Genomic DNA, 16,327 nt, shown 5'->3' with positions numbered 1-16,327 from the left:
GCGAGGTAAGGCACCGATTTCGCGGAGCTGAGCTTCGATCTCGCATGGTCGGACGTCGAGGCTCACACGAACCACCCCAACCTCAACCGCCAACGATCTCCCCGCCACGCACCTGAACCTCCCGGTCGCACAGCGCACGGACGGCCTCACGGTCGTGGGAGATAAAGATGATGCCATGGTCAGCGCGCAGCCCCGCGAGCAGCGCGAGCACGCTCGCCCGGTGATGCGGATCCAGCGCCGAAACAGGCTCATCGCAAACGAGCACGTCTGGCGAAGCTGCAAGCGCACGTGCGATGGCGACGCGTTGACGTTCGCCACCTGACAACGTTTTGGGGGAGCGCTTGAGCATGCCAGGCGCAAGCCCAACGCGGGCGAGCAGCGAGACGACCGTCTCGGAGGATCCAGGCCTTAACGACGTGCGGATGATCCGCGCAACACTCCAACGCGGGTCAAACGTCGCAAGCGGATCCTGCGGAATGAGCCGCACTCTGACGGGACCAGAGGGAGTCTCGACAGCACCGCTATCGATGGTCTCTGCGCCAGCAATAATTCGGCCGAGCGTGGTTTTGCCAGCGCCGGAGGGTCCGGTGAGCCCGATAATCTCGCCACGGTGAATGTCGAGCGAAGCACGGTGAATACCGGTGGGCTGATCGTCGCGCATTCCGAAGTCGCGCGTTACATCATGGAGGGACATGAGCGGCGGTTCCTGGGCGGTACCGCTCCCGGCACCCGCACTGCTGGAAACCGCACCGCCAGCGCCAGTACCCGCACCGCCAGCGCCAGCACCACCGGCACCGCCACCACCACCAAGCTCTGGCAACCGCAACCCGGTCATGAGCTTTGCGGTCTGACTCGAACGCGCATATGCGAGCACTTGGTCAGTCGGTCCGCTATCGACGATCCGCCCCCGTGCCAGCACGGCAACACGATCTGCGATGCGGGCGACCGCGGCAAGATCGTGGCTGACGATGATGAGCGCGGTACCAGCGTCACGCAGTCGCGCGAACTCATCAAGCACTTCTGCAGCGGTGTCGCTGTCGAGTGACGCCGTCGGCTCGTCGGCGATGAGGAGCGGCGGGTTGCCGATCATGGCCGAAGCGATGAGTGCACGTTGTCGCATGCCGCCCGAAAGCTGCGGTGACCGGAGTGGGAGCAAGCTTGTCGCATCGGGGAGGCCCGCTCGGGTCAGCGCATCAATGACGGCGGATCGGCGATCCGCGCCCCGTGGACCACCATGGATTGCGAGGGTTTCACCAATCTCTCGTTCGATGGTTCGCAGCGGGTCGAGCGACTGGAGTGCGTCCTGGAGCACGAGTCCGATGTGTTGTCCACGGAGACCGCGCCAGGTTCGTTCTGTGGCAGAAGAAACATCCTGGCCGTCGATGCGGAATGCTGTGGCGGTGTGGCGCCACCCACCCCGTTTGGGCGTGAACCCAAGCAGCGTGCGCGTCAGCAGGGACTTGCCCGCTCCAGATTCGCCAATGATTGCGAGACATTCACCCGGTGCGACTGCGAGTGACACATCGTCGACCAGCGGGACGCCGTGCAACCGGACTGACAGGTTCTCAACGTACAGGGCGTGGGTCATGATGGGTTCCGTTCCGCGAATCGGCGGCCGAGCACGGTGAGCGCTGTCGCGGTGCAGACGATGGCGAGGCCTGGGAACACGGTCATCCACCAGGCCGATCCGAGATAGACGCGTCCCGCATCGAGCATTGCTCCCCATTCCGGAGCTGGCGGCGCGGCACCAAGGCCGAGGAAGCCGAGTGCGGAAACCCACACGATGGCCTGCCCGACTCCGAGCGTCGCAGCTGAGGCGAGCGGCCAGAGCGAGTTTGGCGCGATGTGGCGCACGAAGACTGTGTGGCGAGGTACTTCATCGAGCAGAGCCCACTCAACGTAGCCGCTACCGGCGATTTCTCGCACGCGTGCACGAAGCATGCGTGCGTATCCGGGAATGGTTGCGATGCCGATGGCGATGATTGCGGGCGCGGATCCGCCTCCAAACACCGCAATAAACAGCAGTGCGAGGACGAGTGCTGGCAGGGCAAACATCACTTCGAAGAGGCGTGACAGCGCGCGGTCGAGCCATGCTGGACTGAGGGCAGCAACGAAGCCAAGGAACGCGCCGACGCCGACGCCGATGACGGTCGCTGCGACTCCGATGCCCACCGAATCACGTGCACCGTGCACCACGCGGGTGAATACGTCGCGCCCTGATTCATCGGTACCAAACGGATGCGCCAGTGACGGTGCTTGCATCGCCGCAGCAGGATCGATTGCGAGTGGATCTCCCGGTGCGACGATACCAGGCCAGGCCAGTACGAACGCGATGCATGCAAGTGCGGCGATGGCAAGCCAGTCTGCGACAGTAAGTTTTGGGGCGCCGGTAGCGCGGGGGAGCGCTGCGCTCATGCGCGCACCTCCTTCGGGCGGACGAGCCATTCGGCAACATCTGCGAGCACCATGACGGCGACATAAAACAGTGCAATGACCACGACGCCGCCGATGACGACGGGCAGGTCACGCACAGTGGCAGCTTCCTGCAGCAGGCGGCCAAGGCCGGGCCGGGCGAACAGCACCTCGACGACGACAGCTCCGCTGAGGAGTGATCCGTACGCCCAACCAGACAGCGCGATCGCGGGGAGCGCGGCATGGCGGAGCGTGTGTGAAAACAGCACCCTGGTCTCTGAGGCGCCGCGTGCGCGTGCGGTCATCGCATATGGAGCATGAGTTGCCTCAGCGAGTGGGCCGTACAGCACGTGCGCAAGATATCCCGCGATAGGGACTGCGAGTGTGACCGTTGGCAGGATCAGGCCGCCTGGTCCGGTACCGGTGGCTGGCAGGACCTTCCAGGTCATTGCGAAGCCCATAATGAGGAGCGCGCCAAGGAAGAACTGCGGTGTGACGCTCGCGATCGTTTCAATTGCGGTGAGTAGGGCGCGGATCATTCCGCCAAAACGGCCACGTGCGTTGACGGCGATGACCACGCTCACCAACGCCAGGGCCCAGGCCAACACGAAACTCAGTGAAGCGAGCAGGAGGGTTGGCGGAACATGGGCTGAAAGCAGGTCAATGACCGGTTGCTTGCGGGAGTAGGAGTCGCCAAAGTCAAGGGTGGCGATTCTCCAGAGCTGCGTGACGTACTGCACAAAGATCGACCGGTCGAGGCCATACTCGGCTCGTGCTTGTGCGGTAGCTTCGACCGAGGCTTGGGAGCCTGGCCCACCCATGATCGCTTCGATGGGGTCACCCGCAGCGCGCAGCGCAAAGAACACGATCGTGGCGGTCGCCCACACCACGAGGAATGCTGAGAGCAAACGCCGGATCACCGCGCGAACGATGCAGTGTTCGCGCGGTGATCCGGCCTGGTCGGTACTCAAATTAGTGTGTGAGTTCTGCGTTGATGAACGTCGGCGTGCTGATCGTGCCGAGCGTTGTCACGCCCTCGACTCCATTCGTGAGGAAGTGGTTCTGCTGATCATAGAGCGGCAGAACCGCATATGTCTCGAGTACGCGCTGCTGTGCGTCAGCGTAGACCGAGGCCCGCTTGGTTTCGTCCTGGGTCGCGGCGGCCTGTTCGAGGAGCGCGTCGACCTCAGGGTCCTTGAGTTCTGCAAGGTTGGAGAAGTAGCCAGAGGGGGCAGGAACAGTGTTGCTCGAATGGAAGATCGTGCGCAGCACGTCAGGGCCGACCTTGGTGTAGGGAGCGCTCACGGCCTCATACTCGTGAGCAGCAAGCTTGCCGTACCAAGTTGAGAGATCGACGGGTTCAAGGATGACCTTGAAGCCAACCTTGCCCGCGTTTGCCTGGATTTGCTCGAAGAGTGACTGCTCGGCCGCGGTCGACTGGTTGGTGCTGACCGGGAACCGGACGGTGAGCTCCTTGCCGTCTTTGGTGCGCACTCCATCAGTGCCGTTCGTCTTCCAGCCGGCCTCGTCGAGCAACATTGCGGCCTTTGCGGTGTCTGTCTTGAAGAGATCTGGCAATGGGACTCCGGCGGGCTCAATGCTTGACAGAGCAGAGTACGACCGGGTTGCAGTTCCCTGGAAGAGGGATTCGATACCGGGTGAGGGATCTGCAGCCCGCACAAATGCCTCACGCACGCGAATGTCGTCGAAGGGTGCCTGCGCCGTATTGAGTTCGATGCGGTTTGATGCCCCAGGGCGTGGCGCGTCAATGTGCTGCATGTCTGCTGTCTTGGCGGCAACGATGTCGGCCGGCAGCGGGTTATCAATGACCTGAACTTCGCCAGACGACAGCGCCGCATAGCGCGTGGCCGCGTCAGGGATGAATCGCCACACGATCTTCTCAAGCTTTGCGACACCCTCGTCTGTTGCCTCAGGAATTGTGGAGACGTAGGCGTCATTGCGCACGAGCGTCACGCTTTCCTGTGGCGCCCAGCTGGAGACCTTGAAAGGGCCGGTGCCAATCGGATCGGTGCAGTTTGCTTCCTTGCCGCGTTCGATACCGGCTGGTGATTGCATCGCAGTCCACTGCTGGCTGAGCGATTCGAGCAGAGCCGCGTCTGGTTCTGAGAGGGTAAACCGCACGTGGGTTGCGTCGATTGCTTCAGACTTCACGATCTTCTGGACAGCGAGATAACCGGTGGACGAGCCAGTGTCGGGGTCTTGCAGGTGCGCAATGTTTGCGATGACAGCTTCGGCATCGAAGGGAGTTCCATCGGTGAACGTGATGCCGCTGCGGAGAGTGAAGTCCCAGGTGAGTCCATCTTCGCTCGTCGTCCAAGACTCTGCGAGCCACGGAGTGATCTCGCCCTGTGCGGTGCGACCCGTCAGTGGCTCAAGGTACTGCGTGGAGATGAGTGCCTGCGGATAGTTGCCGCCGACGTGCGGGTCAAGGCACGTCGGCTCAGCATCACCGGTGGCGTAGGTGAGGGTGGTTCCCGCAGCTTCAAGTGCTGACGTGTTTCCGGAGCAGCCCGTGAGGAGGAGCGCGGGGGCTGCGATAAGCCCGATTGCGCTGAGCGTGCGGAGTGTGCGGCGCGATGATGGTGTCGCGAGGGGTGAATGAGTGTGTGACATGTTCGAAGCACGCTTTTCATTTTGTTGGACTGAGTGCAATTAAGTAGCTTACGTGGTTTGAGACGCGACGCAAATTGGTACGGAAATCTGTTTGCTCGCTAAGCTCAGTCACCATGAGCGCATCAGTTTCTCGGGGACGTCCGCAGGCCTCCACTCGTGAGGTGCTCGCGGAGGCTGCCTGCGAACTGTTTCTTGAGCGCGGCTACGACAACACTTCGGTGACTGACCTTGCAAAGCGCGTTGGCGTGAGTAGGTCGAGCTTCTTCAACTACTTCTCTGGCAAAGATGAGATTTTGTGGTTTGCGCTCGACGAGCGCATCACACACCTTCGTGACTCGTTGGCCCTTGATGATCGCTCGGTTGCGGACTCATTGATGGCGTTTGCACATGGGACAGCACCCGAGAGCTTGCTCGTTGCGATTGTGAACGCCGAGGCGATGGGCGTGCAGCACGAACTCGCACAAGGGCGCGCGGTTCGTCAGATGCGGATCGCCGAAGCCCTTGGTTCGAAGCTCGAGCGCCTCGGAACCGAGCGGCGCAAAGCGGAGATTGTCGGGGCGGGTATCGCTGGTGCCTTGCTTGCCGCCGTATGGGCGTGGGCGAGTGGCGGATCCGCGCTTCGTAGCCTCGATGACGTGCTGGCTGAGTCGTTTACAGTCGTACGTGAGGTGTTTGCGGACGCTCTCTGAGACTTTGCCATCAGGCGGCCGGATTCGGGCTAGCCTGAGGGGGAGACCTCAGGAGGAATCCCATGACTCTACGCGTTGCAGTACTCGGCCACGGTGCTATCGGTGCACGTGTGGCGGCCGAACTTGCCGCTGGAAACATTACCGGTGCTGAGCTTGTTGGTGTGATCGTGCGCCGGCCCGGTTCAGGAGGTGGTCACCCGGAAATCTCACTCGAAGCTGCGCTCGAGGCTGGCTGCCTCATCGCTGAGTGTGCGGGCATTCCTGCGGTCACAGAGTATGGTGAGCGGATTATCTCAGCTGGTGGCAGGCTCCTCCTTGTCTCTATTGGCGCGCTTGCTGATGCCGAACTGCGTACGGTGCTCTTTGCTGGGCCGGGGGAGCTGTACCTCAGTACCGGAGCTATTGGTGGCCTGGATCTGCTCGCCGCTGCGAGCCGTGATGGGGGCATCACAGCGGCAAATATTACTTCGACCAAGAAAGCTGGCACACTCGCGCAACCGTGGATGAGCAACATCGAACGCACGCGTCTCGCCACAGCAACAGAGGCGTTTACGCTGTTTGAAGGAAGTGTTGCCGAGGCGGTGCAGTTGTTCCCTGCTTCACTGAACGTCGCGTGCGCACTTGCTTCGGCTACCGGTCTCTGGGACTCAGCATCGGTGCAATTGATTGCTGACCCGCAGGCGAAGTTGACGCGTCACCGCATCGCGGCGAGTGGCCCCGCAGGCACGTATTCATTCGACATCGTGAATGAACCTTCGCCTGTGACGCCGACATCTAGCGGAGTCGTTGCAGAAGCAATACTGAGCGGAATCCGTCGTCTGGCCGGACAGAACGGCGTCTTCGTCTAAACGCTGTGCCACGCCAACTGCCTTGACCCGCTGTAAGGGCGCTCATGCCACGCGACAGTCGCTCGGTTCGCCAGCCGGCAGCGGACGCCGACCAAAGAGCGGCACGTCGACCAGCTCATTCACCATGCGGCACAGCTCGTTCGCCGGGTCGATTCGGAGGCCCTCGGCAATATGTGCGAGCGCGACGGTTTGTATACCTGAGGTCCACCATACCCAGCTACTCAGGGCGAGTAGGTGCGGACGATCAGCTTCAGCAGTAGATTCGAGCACCTCATTCATGCGTTTGCGGAGGCTGACGAATACACGTGGATGTTCACACTCAGCAGAGAAGTTTGCTAGGAGCGAGTAAATCGACCATGCGGGGCTGCCCTCTTCGTCGCCGTCATGGTCTTCGTCGCCCGCTGGCAGGTGTGGGCCGCCCAGCGGAACCTGCGTGAATGATGTTCGCTCACCACCGCGCACGATCTCCTCTGGTGCCTCGGCACGGGTGAGTATTGCAAGCGTGAGTGCAAACCAGAGGTCGGTGTCTGACGTAAGTCGGAGAAGTCTCGCGACCATGCGTGGTTGCAGCGCCGAGTCAAAGCGTAAGAGTGCACGAGTCACCGCGCCGACTTCACGCATGCGTCGCGGTGCATCTGGGTCGTGCCGCTTAGCGGCAGCGGCTCGTGGGAGAGGCGCGAGTTCTTTGCTTACTGCGGCGGCTAACGCGACCTTTGACGCGTTCGCATCGGGGATCGCTTCGAGCTCTGTGAGCGCTGGTACGCGCACCTTCTGGGTTGCAGAGGCAGGGGCAGATGCGCTGGCATCTTCACAACGGTTGTGACGCCCACTGACCGTGTGCTGCCCGGTGATACGACTTCGAGCGTTGCAACTGCTTGATGATTCGGTTGCAGCATGGAACGGGGCAATGAGCTCTAGCGCGCGCCCGGTAACGGGGAGATGTGCGTCGTCATACTCACCCCACCCGTCGGAAGCAACGACACAGAAATCTCGCAGAGTAATTCCGTCGCGTAACAGACAGCGCCGCATGCGCTGCGCAAAAGACCTATGTGGGGCGCCACCGTTCTGAGCGAATGACGCTGACGTCGTGATGACGAGAACGGGGTCGTCGGTTGCGCGAAAGCGTGTACTGAGGTCGCGGATCATGTCGCTCACGCCCTCAACATAGGCCTGCTCTGCTGGCCCGCCGAAAGGCTCTGGCAATGTCAGTCTTGCTGATCGCTGTGCACGCTTACCCGAGAAGAAGATGACGAACAAGCTGTTGGTCGCGGTGAACCCGAGCAGTTTGGGGAGTACCCGTAAGAACTCAGCAGTGTTGCGGCAGGTAACGAGGTCGGATGATGTCGATGTCATGCACTGATCCTCGCGAGTGTGAGGGAGCGTGGGACAGTTGTGCACAGGTAATGGCGCAGAAAGGACAAAATCGGCGCCCACAGAGAACTGTGAGCGCCGATAGTGAGAGCGGAGGGATCCGCCTACGCGGCCTGCTGCGCTTCAACCTTTGTCAGGTCAGCCTCGAGCGCAACCCAGCCGAGCATTGCGCACTTCACGCGCATCACAAACTTCGAGACGCCCTGCAGCGCGACAGCGTCGCCAAGCAGATCCTCGTCAGGCTCGCCCTCGCCACGCGCCTGGATCATCTCGCGGAACGCAGCGATTCGTGTGCGGGCCTCATCCATGGTGAGCTTCTCGTCGCGCACGAGCTGCGCAAGAATCGACACCGAGGCCATCGAGATTGAACACCCCTGGCCCTCCCAAGACAGCTGTGAAATCTGACCGGTCTCGGGATCAACCGAAATTGCAAGATCAAGTTCGTCGCCACAGCTGGGGTTGAACTCATGGTGCGACGCGGTGAGTGCGCCTGCAACCGGTGTCAGCTCGCCCTTACCGATGGGTCGCTTCGAATGATCGAGAATGACCTCTTGGTACAGTCCGTCGAGCGAATTCATGCGGACACCTCCACTCCAAAGTACCGCTGAGCGCCGCGGAGCGCGTCAAGGAAACGATCAACCTCGTCCTTGGTAGTTGTCATGTGCACGCTTGCACGGGTCGAAGACGCCATGCCAAGCGCTCGGTGGAGCGGTTGCGCGCAGTGATGACCCACGCGAACGACCACGCCCTCCTGATCGAGGAACTGACCGACATCGTGTGCGTGCAGGCCGTCGACAGAAACTGCCGCGAGCGAGGTGCGCTGTGCCGCCGAGTGTGACGCTGGGCCGAGCAGGCGTACGCCAGGCATCGCTTCAATACCAGCTACAAGGTGCTCAACAAGCAGGTCTTCGGTCGCCGCGATCCGCTGCATATCTGCGGCGACAAGGTAGTCAACGGCTGCGCCGAGCGCAACGATCTGCGAGACGGGCTGGGTGCCGGGCTCGAAACGCAGGGGCGGCGGCATGAACTCTGCACGCTCCATGGTGACTCGCGTGATGGCGGATCCGCCGGTGCGCGACGGCGGAAGCGCCGCAAGCATTTCAGGGCGGCCGTACAAGACACCGATGCCGTTGGGGCCGAGCATCTTGTGGCCGGAGAACGCAGCGAAGTCTACGCCGAGCTCTTCGAAATTCACGGGAATGTGCGGCACAGCCTGGCACGCATCGAGCACGGTGATCGCGCCGACCGCGCGTGCGAGTTCAACGAGTTCGGCAACGGGAGCAATGTAGCCGGTGACGTTCGAGACATGGCCGAACGCGAAGACTCGTGTGCGCTCGTTGAGCGCCTCGCGTGCGTCGTCGACAGTCCAGGTGCCGTCTTCGCGGATCGGGATGTACTTGAGGGTAGCTCCGGTCTTGAGTGCAAGCCGCTGCCAAGGAATGAGGTTCGCGTGGTGCTCCGCCTCGGTAATGAGGATCTCGTCACCTGCGCCGAGTGCGAAGCGCTCGCTGCCCTCGGTGAGCGCGCCGAGCGCGGTGCTTGCTTCGCCCATGCCCATTGCCACGGTGTTGAGCGCGCCGGTGGCGTTACCCGTCCACACGATCTGCTCGGGAGTCGAAGCGTCGACAAACGCGGCAACCTTGGCACGTGCTCCCTCGAACGCCTCAGTAGCAGCGCCAACCGCGCCGCTTGTACCGCGGTGTACGGCCGCATTCAGGTTTTCAAGGAAGTAGCGCTCGGTATCGAGAACCTGCTTCGGGCGATGCGAGGTCGCTACGGAATCAAGGTAGGCGGCACCACCCTCACGGTCTTGCGTAACGAAGTACGGGAAATCAGCGCGGAAGCCCGCGACCTCTGCTGGCGAAAAAGGCTCTCTGGACATGTTCTCCATTCTTCCACTGAACCCAACAACGGGGAAACGGTTTGTATTCCGTCGCTCAGCGTTTACTCATTGGGGCTTGTCGCGATTCGCGGCGTTGTTTTCGGCGTCAGGAACCAGTTCGCAGCGCCAAGCAGGAGACCAATCGCGCCGGCAATGAGCGGGAGCATGAGCGAGAGACGCACCTCGCCGGTTGCCTGGAGTTCCTGTTCCGAGAGGGTACCGGTGAAAGCAGCCGCGAGTGACTGGCCGAGAATGATGCCTGAACCGAGCATCGTCATGACCGTTGCCGAGCGGCCCTGTGGGCTGCGGGCAGTGCCGAGCGTGTAGAGCGTCACGAGCAGCGGACCAACACCGATGCCCATAATCGCAAGCGCGAGGATGATCCGTGGCATTCCCGCATCATGCGAGGTCGCGAGGATGACTCCGCCAACGGTTACGAAGACCGAGAAGACGACCCAGCGCGCACGGAGCGTGAACCGTGGCGAGAAGAGCGAGACTGCGAGGGCAAGAATGGCGGATCCGACACCCATTGCGCCATAGACGAGGCCAGCTGCCTCGGGATCGCCATGCTCCTGCATATAGGCGGTAAGCGAGGTCAGCGTGGTACCGAAGACGAGGCCGACACTGGCGATGCCAAAGACAATAACGAGCAAACGCGCGCGGAAGAGCTCGCGGACTGGAGCGGCGGCTTCCTCCTCAGCGCTTGCGGTGGGGGACAGCTTCGCTGACGGATGAAGCGCGAACGCGATGACGAAGAGCAACGTCAGGGCCGCCGCTGCAATGATCGGTGCACCGGCGTTGAACGTTGTCGCGAGCAGGCCAACGATGACGGGTCCAAACACGAATACGATCTCGTCAGCTGCCGACTCGTACGCCAGTGTGGTTGAGGTGACCTTGCCCTGCCGTTCAACCGGCAGGAATCGGCGAATGATTGCAACCAGGCGTGCGCGAGACATCGGCGAGGTCTGTGGGCTCGTTGCACCGACAGCGAATGCCACTGCGAACACCGCGAAGTTGGGCAGCGAACTATATGCGACCCATACCAGCGAAACCAGAGCAGCACTGTGGAGCACCGCAGTGACTAGAAGAACGATGCGCTGACCATAGCGATCTGCTGCCGCGCCAATGAGCGGACCGATTGCTGCTGATCCGATTCCCACCATCGCTGAGCCGAGGCCGCCGAGCTGCATCGATCCGCGCGCCGATACGACAATCGTCAGCACGCCGATCACCATCATGGCGAACGGCAGACGTGCGATCAGCGCGAGCGGGAAGTAGGTGAAGCCTGTCTTGGCGATCAGGCTGGTACCTGTGGACGACGAATCAGAGGAGGTATGCGGCATAGCCTGCCCAGACTAACAGCGTACGATGGAGGCATGATCGTCCTTGCTGCGACCCCTATCGGAAATCTCGGGGACGTCTCACTCCGTTTGCGTGAAACCCTGTCGAACGCGCGGGTGGTGGCTGCTGAAGACACACGGAAGACGATTCAGCTCATGCGTCTGCTCGAAATTGAGAACAGACCCGAGCTCATTGCGCTGCACGACCATAACGAGCACGAGCGCGCCGCTTCGCTCGTGGAGCGTGCACGCACGGAAGACATCGTGCTGGTCAGCGACGCAGGGATGCCGACGGTCTCTGACCCTGGGTTCCGCGTCGTGCAGCTCGCTGCAGAACAGGGCGTCGACGTCACCGTGATTCCTGGCCCATCGGCAGTGGTCTCAGCACTCGCGATCGCCGGGCTGCCAACTGACCGCTTCGCCTTCGAAGGGTTCCTGCCGCGCAAAGCTGGCGAGCGTGAACGCATGATCAACGCACTCGCAAGTGAGCGGCGCACGCTCGTCTTCTTCGAATCACCGAACCGCATCGCGAAGTCTCTTGCTGACCTCGCAACGGGCTTTGGCGCGGATCGACCAGCGGCTGTCTGCCGTGAACTCACGAAGATGCACGAAGAAGTCCGCCGCGGAGGACTCGCAGAGCTCGCCACATGGGCAGAAGACGGTGTACGAGGTGAAATTGTGCTGGTCGTCGGTGGCGCCCCAGAGACGGTGATCGATGAGGCATCCGCGCTCGACGCCGTACTGGAGCGAGCAGCAGCAGGCATACGGCTGAAAGATGCGACGCGTGAAGTTGCGGCAGCAACCGGCCGGTCAGCACGAGAACTCTACGAGGCTGCGCTCGCGGCCAAGCCGAGCACATCAACGAAGTCAAGCAAGTAACTCAACTCTCGCGGTTCGAAGGAGCACGATCACATGGGACGCAGCGCAAAGCAGCAGACGCATAAGGTACCGGCCGTACCCGTGGGCCTCATTCGCACAGAACTGTGGCGCTTCGCTATTCCTGTGCTGTGGCTCGGCATGATTCTTGCGATCTCGTTCATCGAAGCACCGTTGAAGTTCCAGGCAGAGGGCATCACAATCCCACTCGGTCTCGGCATCGGACGTTTGGTGTTTGCCGCATTGAACACTGCTGAAGGCATCCTGCTCCTTGCCTATACGGCGCTGGCATTCTGGCCAGCGGCCTATCGAGCAGTCGGAGTTCGCGTGTGGGTCTGGCTCGCGCTCGCCGCAGTGTTCGTGTTCAAGGTGTCGGTAATTCGTCCGCCGCTCAACGCAAGAACTGATGCGGTCATTGCAGGGGCCGAACCAGGGCAGTCACCATGGCACTACATCTACATCGGCGCAGACATCATCACGATGCTGCTCCTCATGCTGTTGATTGCCCTCTCTGGTAAGGCAATCTTGCAGCGGGTTGCACGCAGCTCATAGAGCTCACCCAGGTTTCTCAGCCACTTCGCTACTCAACTACGAGAGAATAGCGACGGCGCCCAATTCTCTACAGAGTAAGGACACTCAAAACTGTGAAGCGCAAACACGTCATCGTTCCCGCTGTGGTTGCGGCCGCAGCACTCATCCTGACCGGCTGCTCGTCGTCGAGCGGCCCGAGCAAGGACGCACGTGGCGAAGCCTGCATCGCGTCAGGCTCCGTCAGCGACTCGATCAAGGTGAAGACGGGTGAAGATACACCGTCGCTTGAAACCAAGACCCCGATCACGGTCGATAAGGCTGAGCGCACGGTCCTGAAGCAGGGCAAGGGCGACGTCGTTGCAGCAGACGGTTCGATCAACATCTCGTTCTTGGTCTACAACGGCCTTGACGGGACAGCGATTAACGGCGCGAGCGAAACGCTCGTGCAGAACACACCCAACCTGTACACCGGCACCGAGTGGGTGGAAGATCTTATCCGCTGTGCAGTTCCCGGTCAGCAGGCAGCTCTCGCAATGCCTGCATCAGACTTCTTCGGCGAAGACCTCACCGCTGCTGGCGCACCCGAGGGTGTGAAGAAGAACACCGCAATCGTTGTCGTTGCAGACTTCACCGAGGCGAAGGACGCTGAAGCAGATAACCGCGGCAGCTCAGACTCGCTGAGCCCAGACGAGCTGCTCAAGAAGGCAGAAGGCACTGCAAAGGAAGCCCCCGCTGGCTTCCCGAAGGTCGAACTCGCTGAGAACGGTGAGCCCACGATCACCATGCCCGAAGGTGCAGCGGCACCCACCGAACTGAAGATCGCAACGATCATCGAAGGTGAGGGTGACGTCGTGAACCCCGGCGACACCGTGTACGTGAATTACAAGGGCGTTATCTGGAGCACCGGCAAAGAGTTCGACTCAAGCTGGAGCCGTGGCGAGCCCACCCCGTTCCCGACCACCGGCGTCATCCCCGGGTTCCAGAAGGCACTCGAAGGCCAGAAGGTCGGCTCGCAGATCATCTCGATCGTGCCGCCAGCAGAAGGCTACGGTGCAGACGGCCTGCAGCAGATGGGCCAGGAGCCTGACGCGGTCATGGTCTTCGTTCTCGACATCGTCGGAGTGCTCCCCGCGAAGTAGTCACGCGTAGCCCGTCCAACACGGGCATCACGCAGACGAGAGACGCGCCTCATACAATTGCTGTATGAGGCGCGTCGTTATTTTGGGGTCAACTGGTTCAATCGGTGTGCAGGGGCTCGACGTCATTCGAGCGAACCCTGACAAGTTTGAGGTGGTCGGTCTCGCTGTCGGGAACAATGTTGCACGGATGACTGAGCAGGCCGCAGAGTTCAACGTGCGCCACACAGCGGTGGGCGCAGATGAAGCTGCGCAGCTCGTACGCGATGTCGAGGCTGACGTCGTGCTGAACGGCATCACCGGTTCGGTGGGCCTCGGCCCGACCCTCGCTGCGCTCGAGAGCGGCCGCACGCTCGCCCTCGCAAACAAGGAATCCCTCATCGTCGGCGGTGACCTCGTGACGAAGCTCGCAAAGCCAGGGCAGATTGTGCCGGTCGACTCCGAGCACTCAGCTATCGCGCAGGCGCTCCGGTCCGGTGAAAAGAACGAAGTCCGTCGACTTGTTTTGACGGCGTCAGGCGGCCCCTTCCGCGGTCGCAGTCGTGCCGAGCTCGCAGATGTGACACCGGCACAGGCACTCAATCACCCGACTTGGGACATGGGTCGCGTGGTCACGACAAATTCGGCCACACTCGTGAACAAGGGCCTCGAAGTCATCGAAGCGCACCTGCTTTTTGACGTCCCATTTGCCGATATTGATGTCGTTGTGCACCCACAGTCCATCGTCCACTCGATGGTTGAGTTCGTTGACGGATCCACGATTGCGCAGGCTTCGCCTCCTGACATGCGCTTGCCCATTGCGCTTGGTCTTGAATGGCCTCGCCGCGTGTCTGGCGTCGGTGCACCGCTTGACTGGACGAAGGTTGCGTCATGGGATTTCCAGCCGCTCGATTCCGCCGCCTTCCCCGCGGTGAACCTCGCAAAACAGGTCGGTCAAGCGCGACTGACCTATCCGGCAGTGTTTAATGCCGCAAACGAAGAAGCCGTCGACGCGTTTCATGATGGGCGGATCGGGTTCCTTGACATCGTCGATACCGTGCGGGAAGTCGTTGAGCAGCATGAAGCCCCGTCAACGCTCACTATTGAGACGCTCACGGAGGCTGAGCGCTGGGCACGTCAGCGTGCGCAGCAGGTCATTGTCTCGCGAGCGAACTGAATCCTCGCCACTGAATCCTTGCCACTGATCCGCGCCACTCGGCGCAGCCACAGCGTTGCGCGGTAGCCTGACACGGTGATGGACATTCTGCTGTACGTGCTCGGCATCCTCATTTTGGTGGTTGGCCTTGCCCTTTCTATTGGGCTGCACGAAATTGGGCACCTGCTGCCCGCGAAGCTGTTTGGCGTACGTGTTTCGCAGTACATGCTTGGTTTCGGCAAGACGATTTGGTCGAAACGCAAGGGCGAGACGGAGTACGGCGTAAAAATGATCCCGCTTGGCGGGTACGTCGCGATGAGCGGAATGTATCCACCGAAAAAGCCTGGCGAGGCACCCCGCGATTCAACCACCGGGTTTATGAACTCGGTGGCCGAAGAAGGCGCAACCGCTGTCCGAACCAAGGGCATCGGTGCGCTCGTTGATGACGCGCGTGAGGCGAGTGCCGAGACGATCGTCGCAGGCGAAGACCACCGCAGCTTCTACCAGCTCCCCGCCTGGAAAAAGATCATCATCATGCTCGGCGGTCCGCTCATGAACCTCGTGATTGCGTTCCTCTGCTTCACCGTGTTCCTCACGGCTTTCGGTTTGCCGCAGAACACGACAACCCTGGGAAGCGTCAGCGCTTGCCTGGTGCCTGCGAACTCCGCTGCGACAGAATGCACCGACGACATGCCAGCAGCACCGGCAGCCGCAGCCGGGCTGCAGCCAGGGGACAAGGTGCTATCACTCAACGGAGTCGAGATCACCGAGTGGACCCAGTTCCGCGATGCCGTGGGTGAGTCACCGAACCAGGCGATGGACGTTGTCGTCGAGCGTGACGGCCAAGAGCAGGCGTTCACACTCGTGCCTGCAGCGAATGAGCGCACCATGACCGATGCCGAGGGTAAGGTGCTCACAGGTGCAGACGGCAAGGCGCAGACCGAACTCGTTGGTATGGTCGGGGTGACGCCAGCGAGTGAGATGGTGCGTCAGAGCATCGCTGAGGTTCCGTCTTACGTTGGTGACAACATCGCGCAGGTGGCGAACGTGATCGTTCGCATGCCTGAGCGCATGGTCGCTGTGTGGAACGCCGCATTCGGGCCTGATGAACGTGAAGTCGATGGACCGATCAGCGTCGTGGGTGTCGGCCGACTTGCTGGTGAGGTCGCCTCACTTGACGCTCCGGTGGCTGCGCGTGTGCAGACGATGGTAGGGTTGCTCGGCTCACTCAACATCGCGCTCTTCGTCTTCAACCTCGTGCCGCTCATGCCTCTCGATGGCGGGCACATCATTGGTGCCATGTATGAGGGTGTGAAACGCCGACTCGCGAAGCTCTTTGGGAAGCCCGATCCCGGGCCGATTGATACCGCCAAAATGGTGCCAATCACTTTGGTAGTGGTTGTTGCGTTGGGTGCGATGACCGCGCTGCTCATCTACGCAGACCTCGTCAAGCCAGTCTCACTCTTCGGCTAA

15 protein-coding genes are annotated in these 16,327 nt (G+C 61.5%); 7 read left to right on the top strand and 8 right to left on the bottom strand.

Annotated features, from left to right (window positions below; all coding sequences use genetic code 11):
- Positions 1–82: 82 nt before the first annotated feature.
- The 4 genes from FW756_RS01330 to FW756_RS01315 are packed head-to-tail and all read right to left on the bottom strand — an operon-like array spanning position 83 to position 5,046.
- The gene (locus FW756_RS01330; RefSeq protein WP_446428378.1) at positions 83–1,588 is read right to left on the bottom strand and encodes an ABC transporter ATP-binding protein; all 1,506 of its coding nucleotides are present in this window, start codon (positions 1,586–1,588) and stop codon (positions 83–85) included.
- On the bottom strand, positions 1,585–2,415 hold the full coding sequence (locus FW756_RS01325; RefSeq protein WP_446428377.1) for an ABC transporter permease: 831 nt from the start codon (positions 2,413–2,415) through the stop codon (positions 1,585–1,587). Before FW756_RS01325 ends, FW756_RS01330 begins: the two co-directional genes overlap by 4 nt.
- On the bottom strand, positions 2,412–3,383 hold the full coding sequence (locus FW756_RS01320; protein ID WP_446428376.1) for an ABC transporter permease: 972 nt from the start codon (positions 3,381–3,383) through the stop codon (positions 2,412–2,414). Before FW756_RS01320 ends, FW756_RS01325 begins: the two co-directional genes overlap by 4 nt.
- Before the next feature lies 1 nt (position 3,384).
- Complete coding sequence (locus FW756_RS01315; protein WP_446428375.1) at positions 3,385–5,046, bottom strand: ABC transporter substrate-binding protein; 1,662 nt, start codon at positions 5,044–5,046, stop codon at positions 3,385–3,387.
- A gap of 113 nt (positions 5,047–5,159) precedes the next feature.
- On the opposite strand from FW756_RS01315, the gene FW756_RS01310 reads away from it, so the two are divergent.
- Positions 5,160–5,735: a TetR/AcrR family transcriptional regulator gene (locus tag FW756_RS01310; RefSeq protein ID WP_446428374.1), complete on the top strand. Its 576-nt coding sequence runs from the start codon at positions 5,160–5,162 to the stop codon at positions 5,733–5,735.
- Positions 5,736–5,797: 62 nt separating this feature from the next.
- Complete coding sequence (locus FW756_RS01305; protein ID WP_446428373.1) at positions 5,798–6,583, top strand: aspartate dehydrogenase domain-containing protein; 786 nt, start codon at positions 5,798–5,800, stop codon at positions 6,581–6,583.
- Positions 6,584–6,625: 42 nt separating this feature from the next.
- On the opposite strand, the gene FW756_RS01300 is transcribed toward FW756_RS01305, so the two are convergent.
- From FW756_RS01300 to FW756_RS01285, 4 genes are all read right to left on the bottom strand, one after another.
- The gene (locus FW756_RS01300) at positions 6,626–7,936 is read right to left on the bottom strand and encodes a DUF4192 family protein (protein WP_446428372.1); all 1,311 of its coding nucleotides are present in this window, start codon (positions 7,934–7,936) and stop codon (positions 6,626–6,628) included.
- Between the two features lie 122 nt (positions 7,937–8,058).
- Positions 8,059–8,532, bottom strand: a complete 474-nt coding sequence (gene sufU, locus FW756_RS01295) for a Fe-S cluster assembly sulfur transfer protein SufU (RefSeq protein ID WP_446428371.1) — start codon at positions 8,530–8,532, stop codon at positions 8,059–8,061.
- Positions 8,529–9,845: an aminotransferase class V-fold PLP-dependent enzyme gene (locus tag FW756_RS01290; protein WP_446428370.1), complete on the bottom strand. Its 1,317-nt coding sequence runs from the start codon at positions 9,843–9,845 to the stop codon at positions 8,529–8,531. The genes sufU and FW756_RS01290 overlap by 4 nt, the downstream gene beginning before the upstream one ends.
- Positions 9,846–9,898: 53 nt before the next feature.
- Positions 9,899–11,179 (bottom strand): MFS transporter, encoded by a 1,281-nt coding sequence (locus tag FW756_RS01285; protein WP_446428369.1) that lies wholly within the window; start codon positions 11,177–11,179, stop codon positions 9,899–9,901.
- 33 nt (positions 11,180–11,212) lie between these two features.
- Here FW756_RS01285 and rsmI point away from each other — a divergent pair, with 33 nt between their 5' ends.
- The 5 genes from rsmI to FW756_RS01260 all read left to right on the top strand — a co-directional run bounded on the left by rsmI (position 11,213) and on the right by FW756_RS01260 (position 16,327).
- A complete protein-coding gene (gene rsmI / locus FW756_RS01280) occupies positions 11,213–12,055 on the top strand; it encodes a 16S rRNA (cytidine(1402)-2'-O)-methyltransferase (protein WP_446428368.1) in 843 nt (280 codons plus the stop codon).
- Between the two features lie 33 nt (positions 12,056–12,088).
- A complete protein-coding gene (locus FW756_RS01275) occupies positions 12,089–12,604 on the top strand; it encodes a hypothetical protein (RefSeq protein ID WP_446428367.1) in 516 nt (171 codons plus the stop codon).
- A gap of 92 nt (positions 12,605–12,696) precedes the next feature.
- Positions 12,697–13,722 carry an FKBP-type peptidyl-prolyl cis-trans isomerase gene (locus tag FW756_RS01270; protein WP_446428366.1) on the top strand — a complete coding sequence of 342 codons (1,026 nt, stop codon included), beginning with the start codon at positions 12,697–12,699 and terminating at the stop codon, positions 13,720–13,722.
- Positions 13,723–13,786: 64 nt separating this feature from the next.
- Complete coding sequence (gene dxr / locus FW756_RS01265) at positions 13,787–14,875, top strand: 1-deoxy-D-xylulose-5-phosphate reductoisomerase (protein ID WP_446428365.1); 1,089 nt, start codon at positions 13,787–13,789, stop codon at positions 14,873–14,875.
- 78 nt (positions 14,876–14,953) lie between these two features.
- The gene (locus FW756_RS01260; protein ID WP_446428729.1) at positions 14,954–16,327 is read left to right on the top strand and encodes a M50 family metallopeptidase; all 1,374 of its coding nucleotides are present in this window, start codon (positions 14,954–14,956) and stop codon (positions 16,325–16,327) included.

The sequence above is a fragment of the Leucobacter sp. 1207-22 genome, from assembly GCF_052850455.1.
Note: the sequence above shows the minus strand (reverse complement) of the source record. Positions and strands in the feature narration are given on the sequence as shown.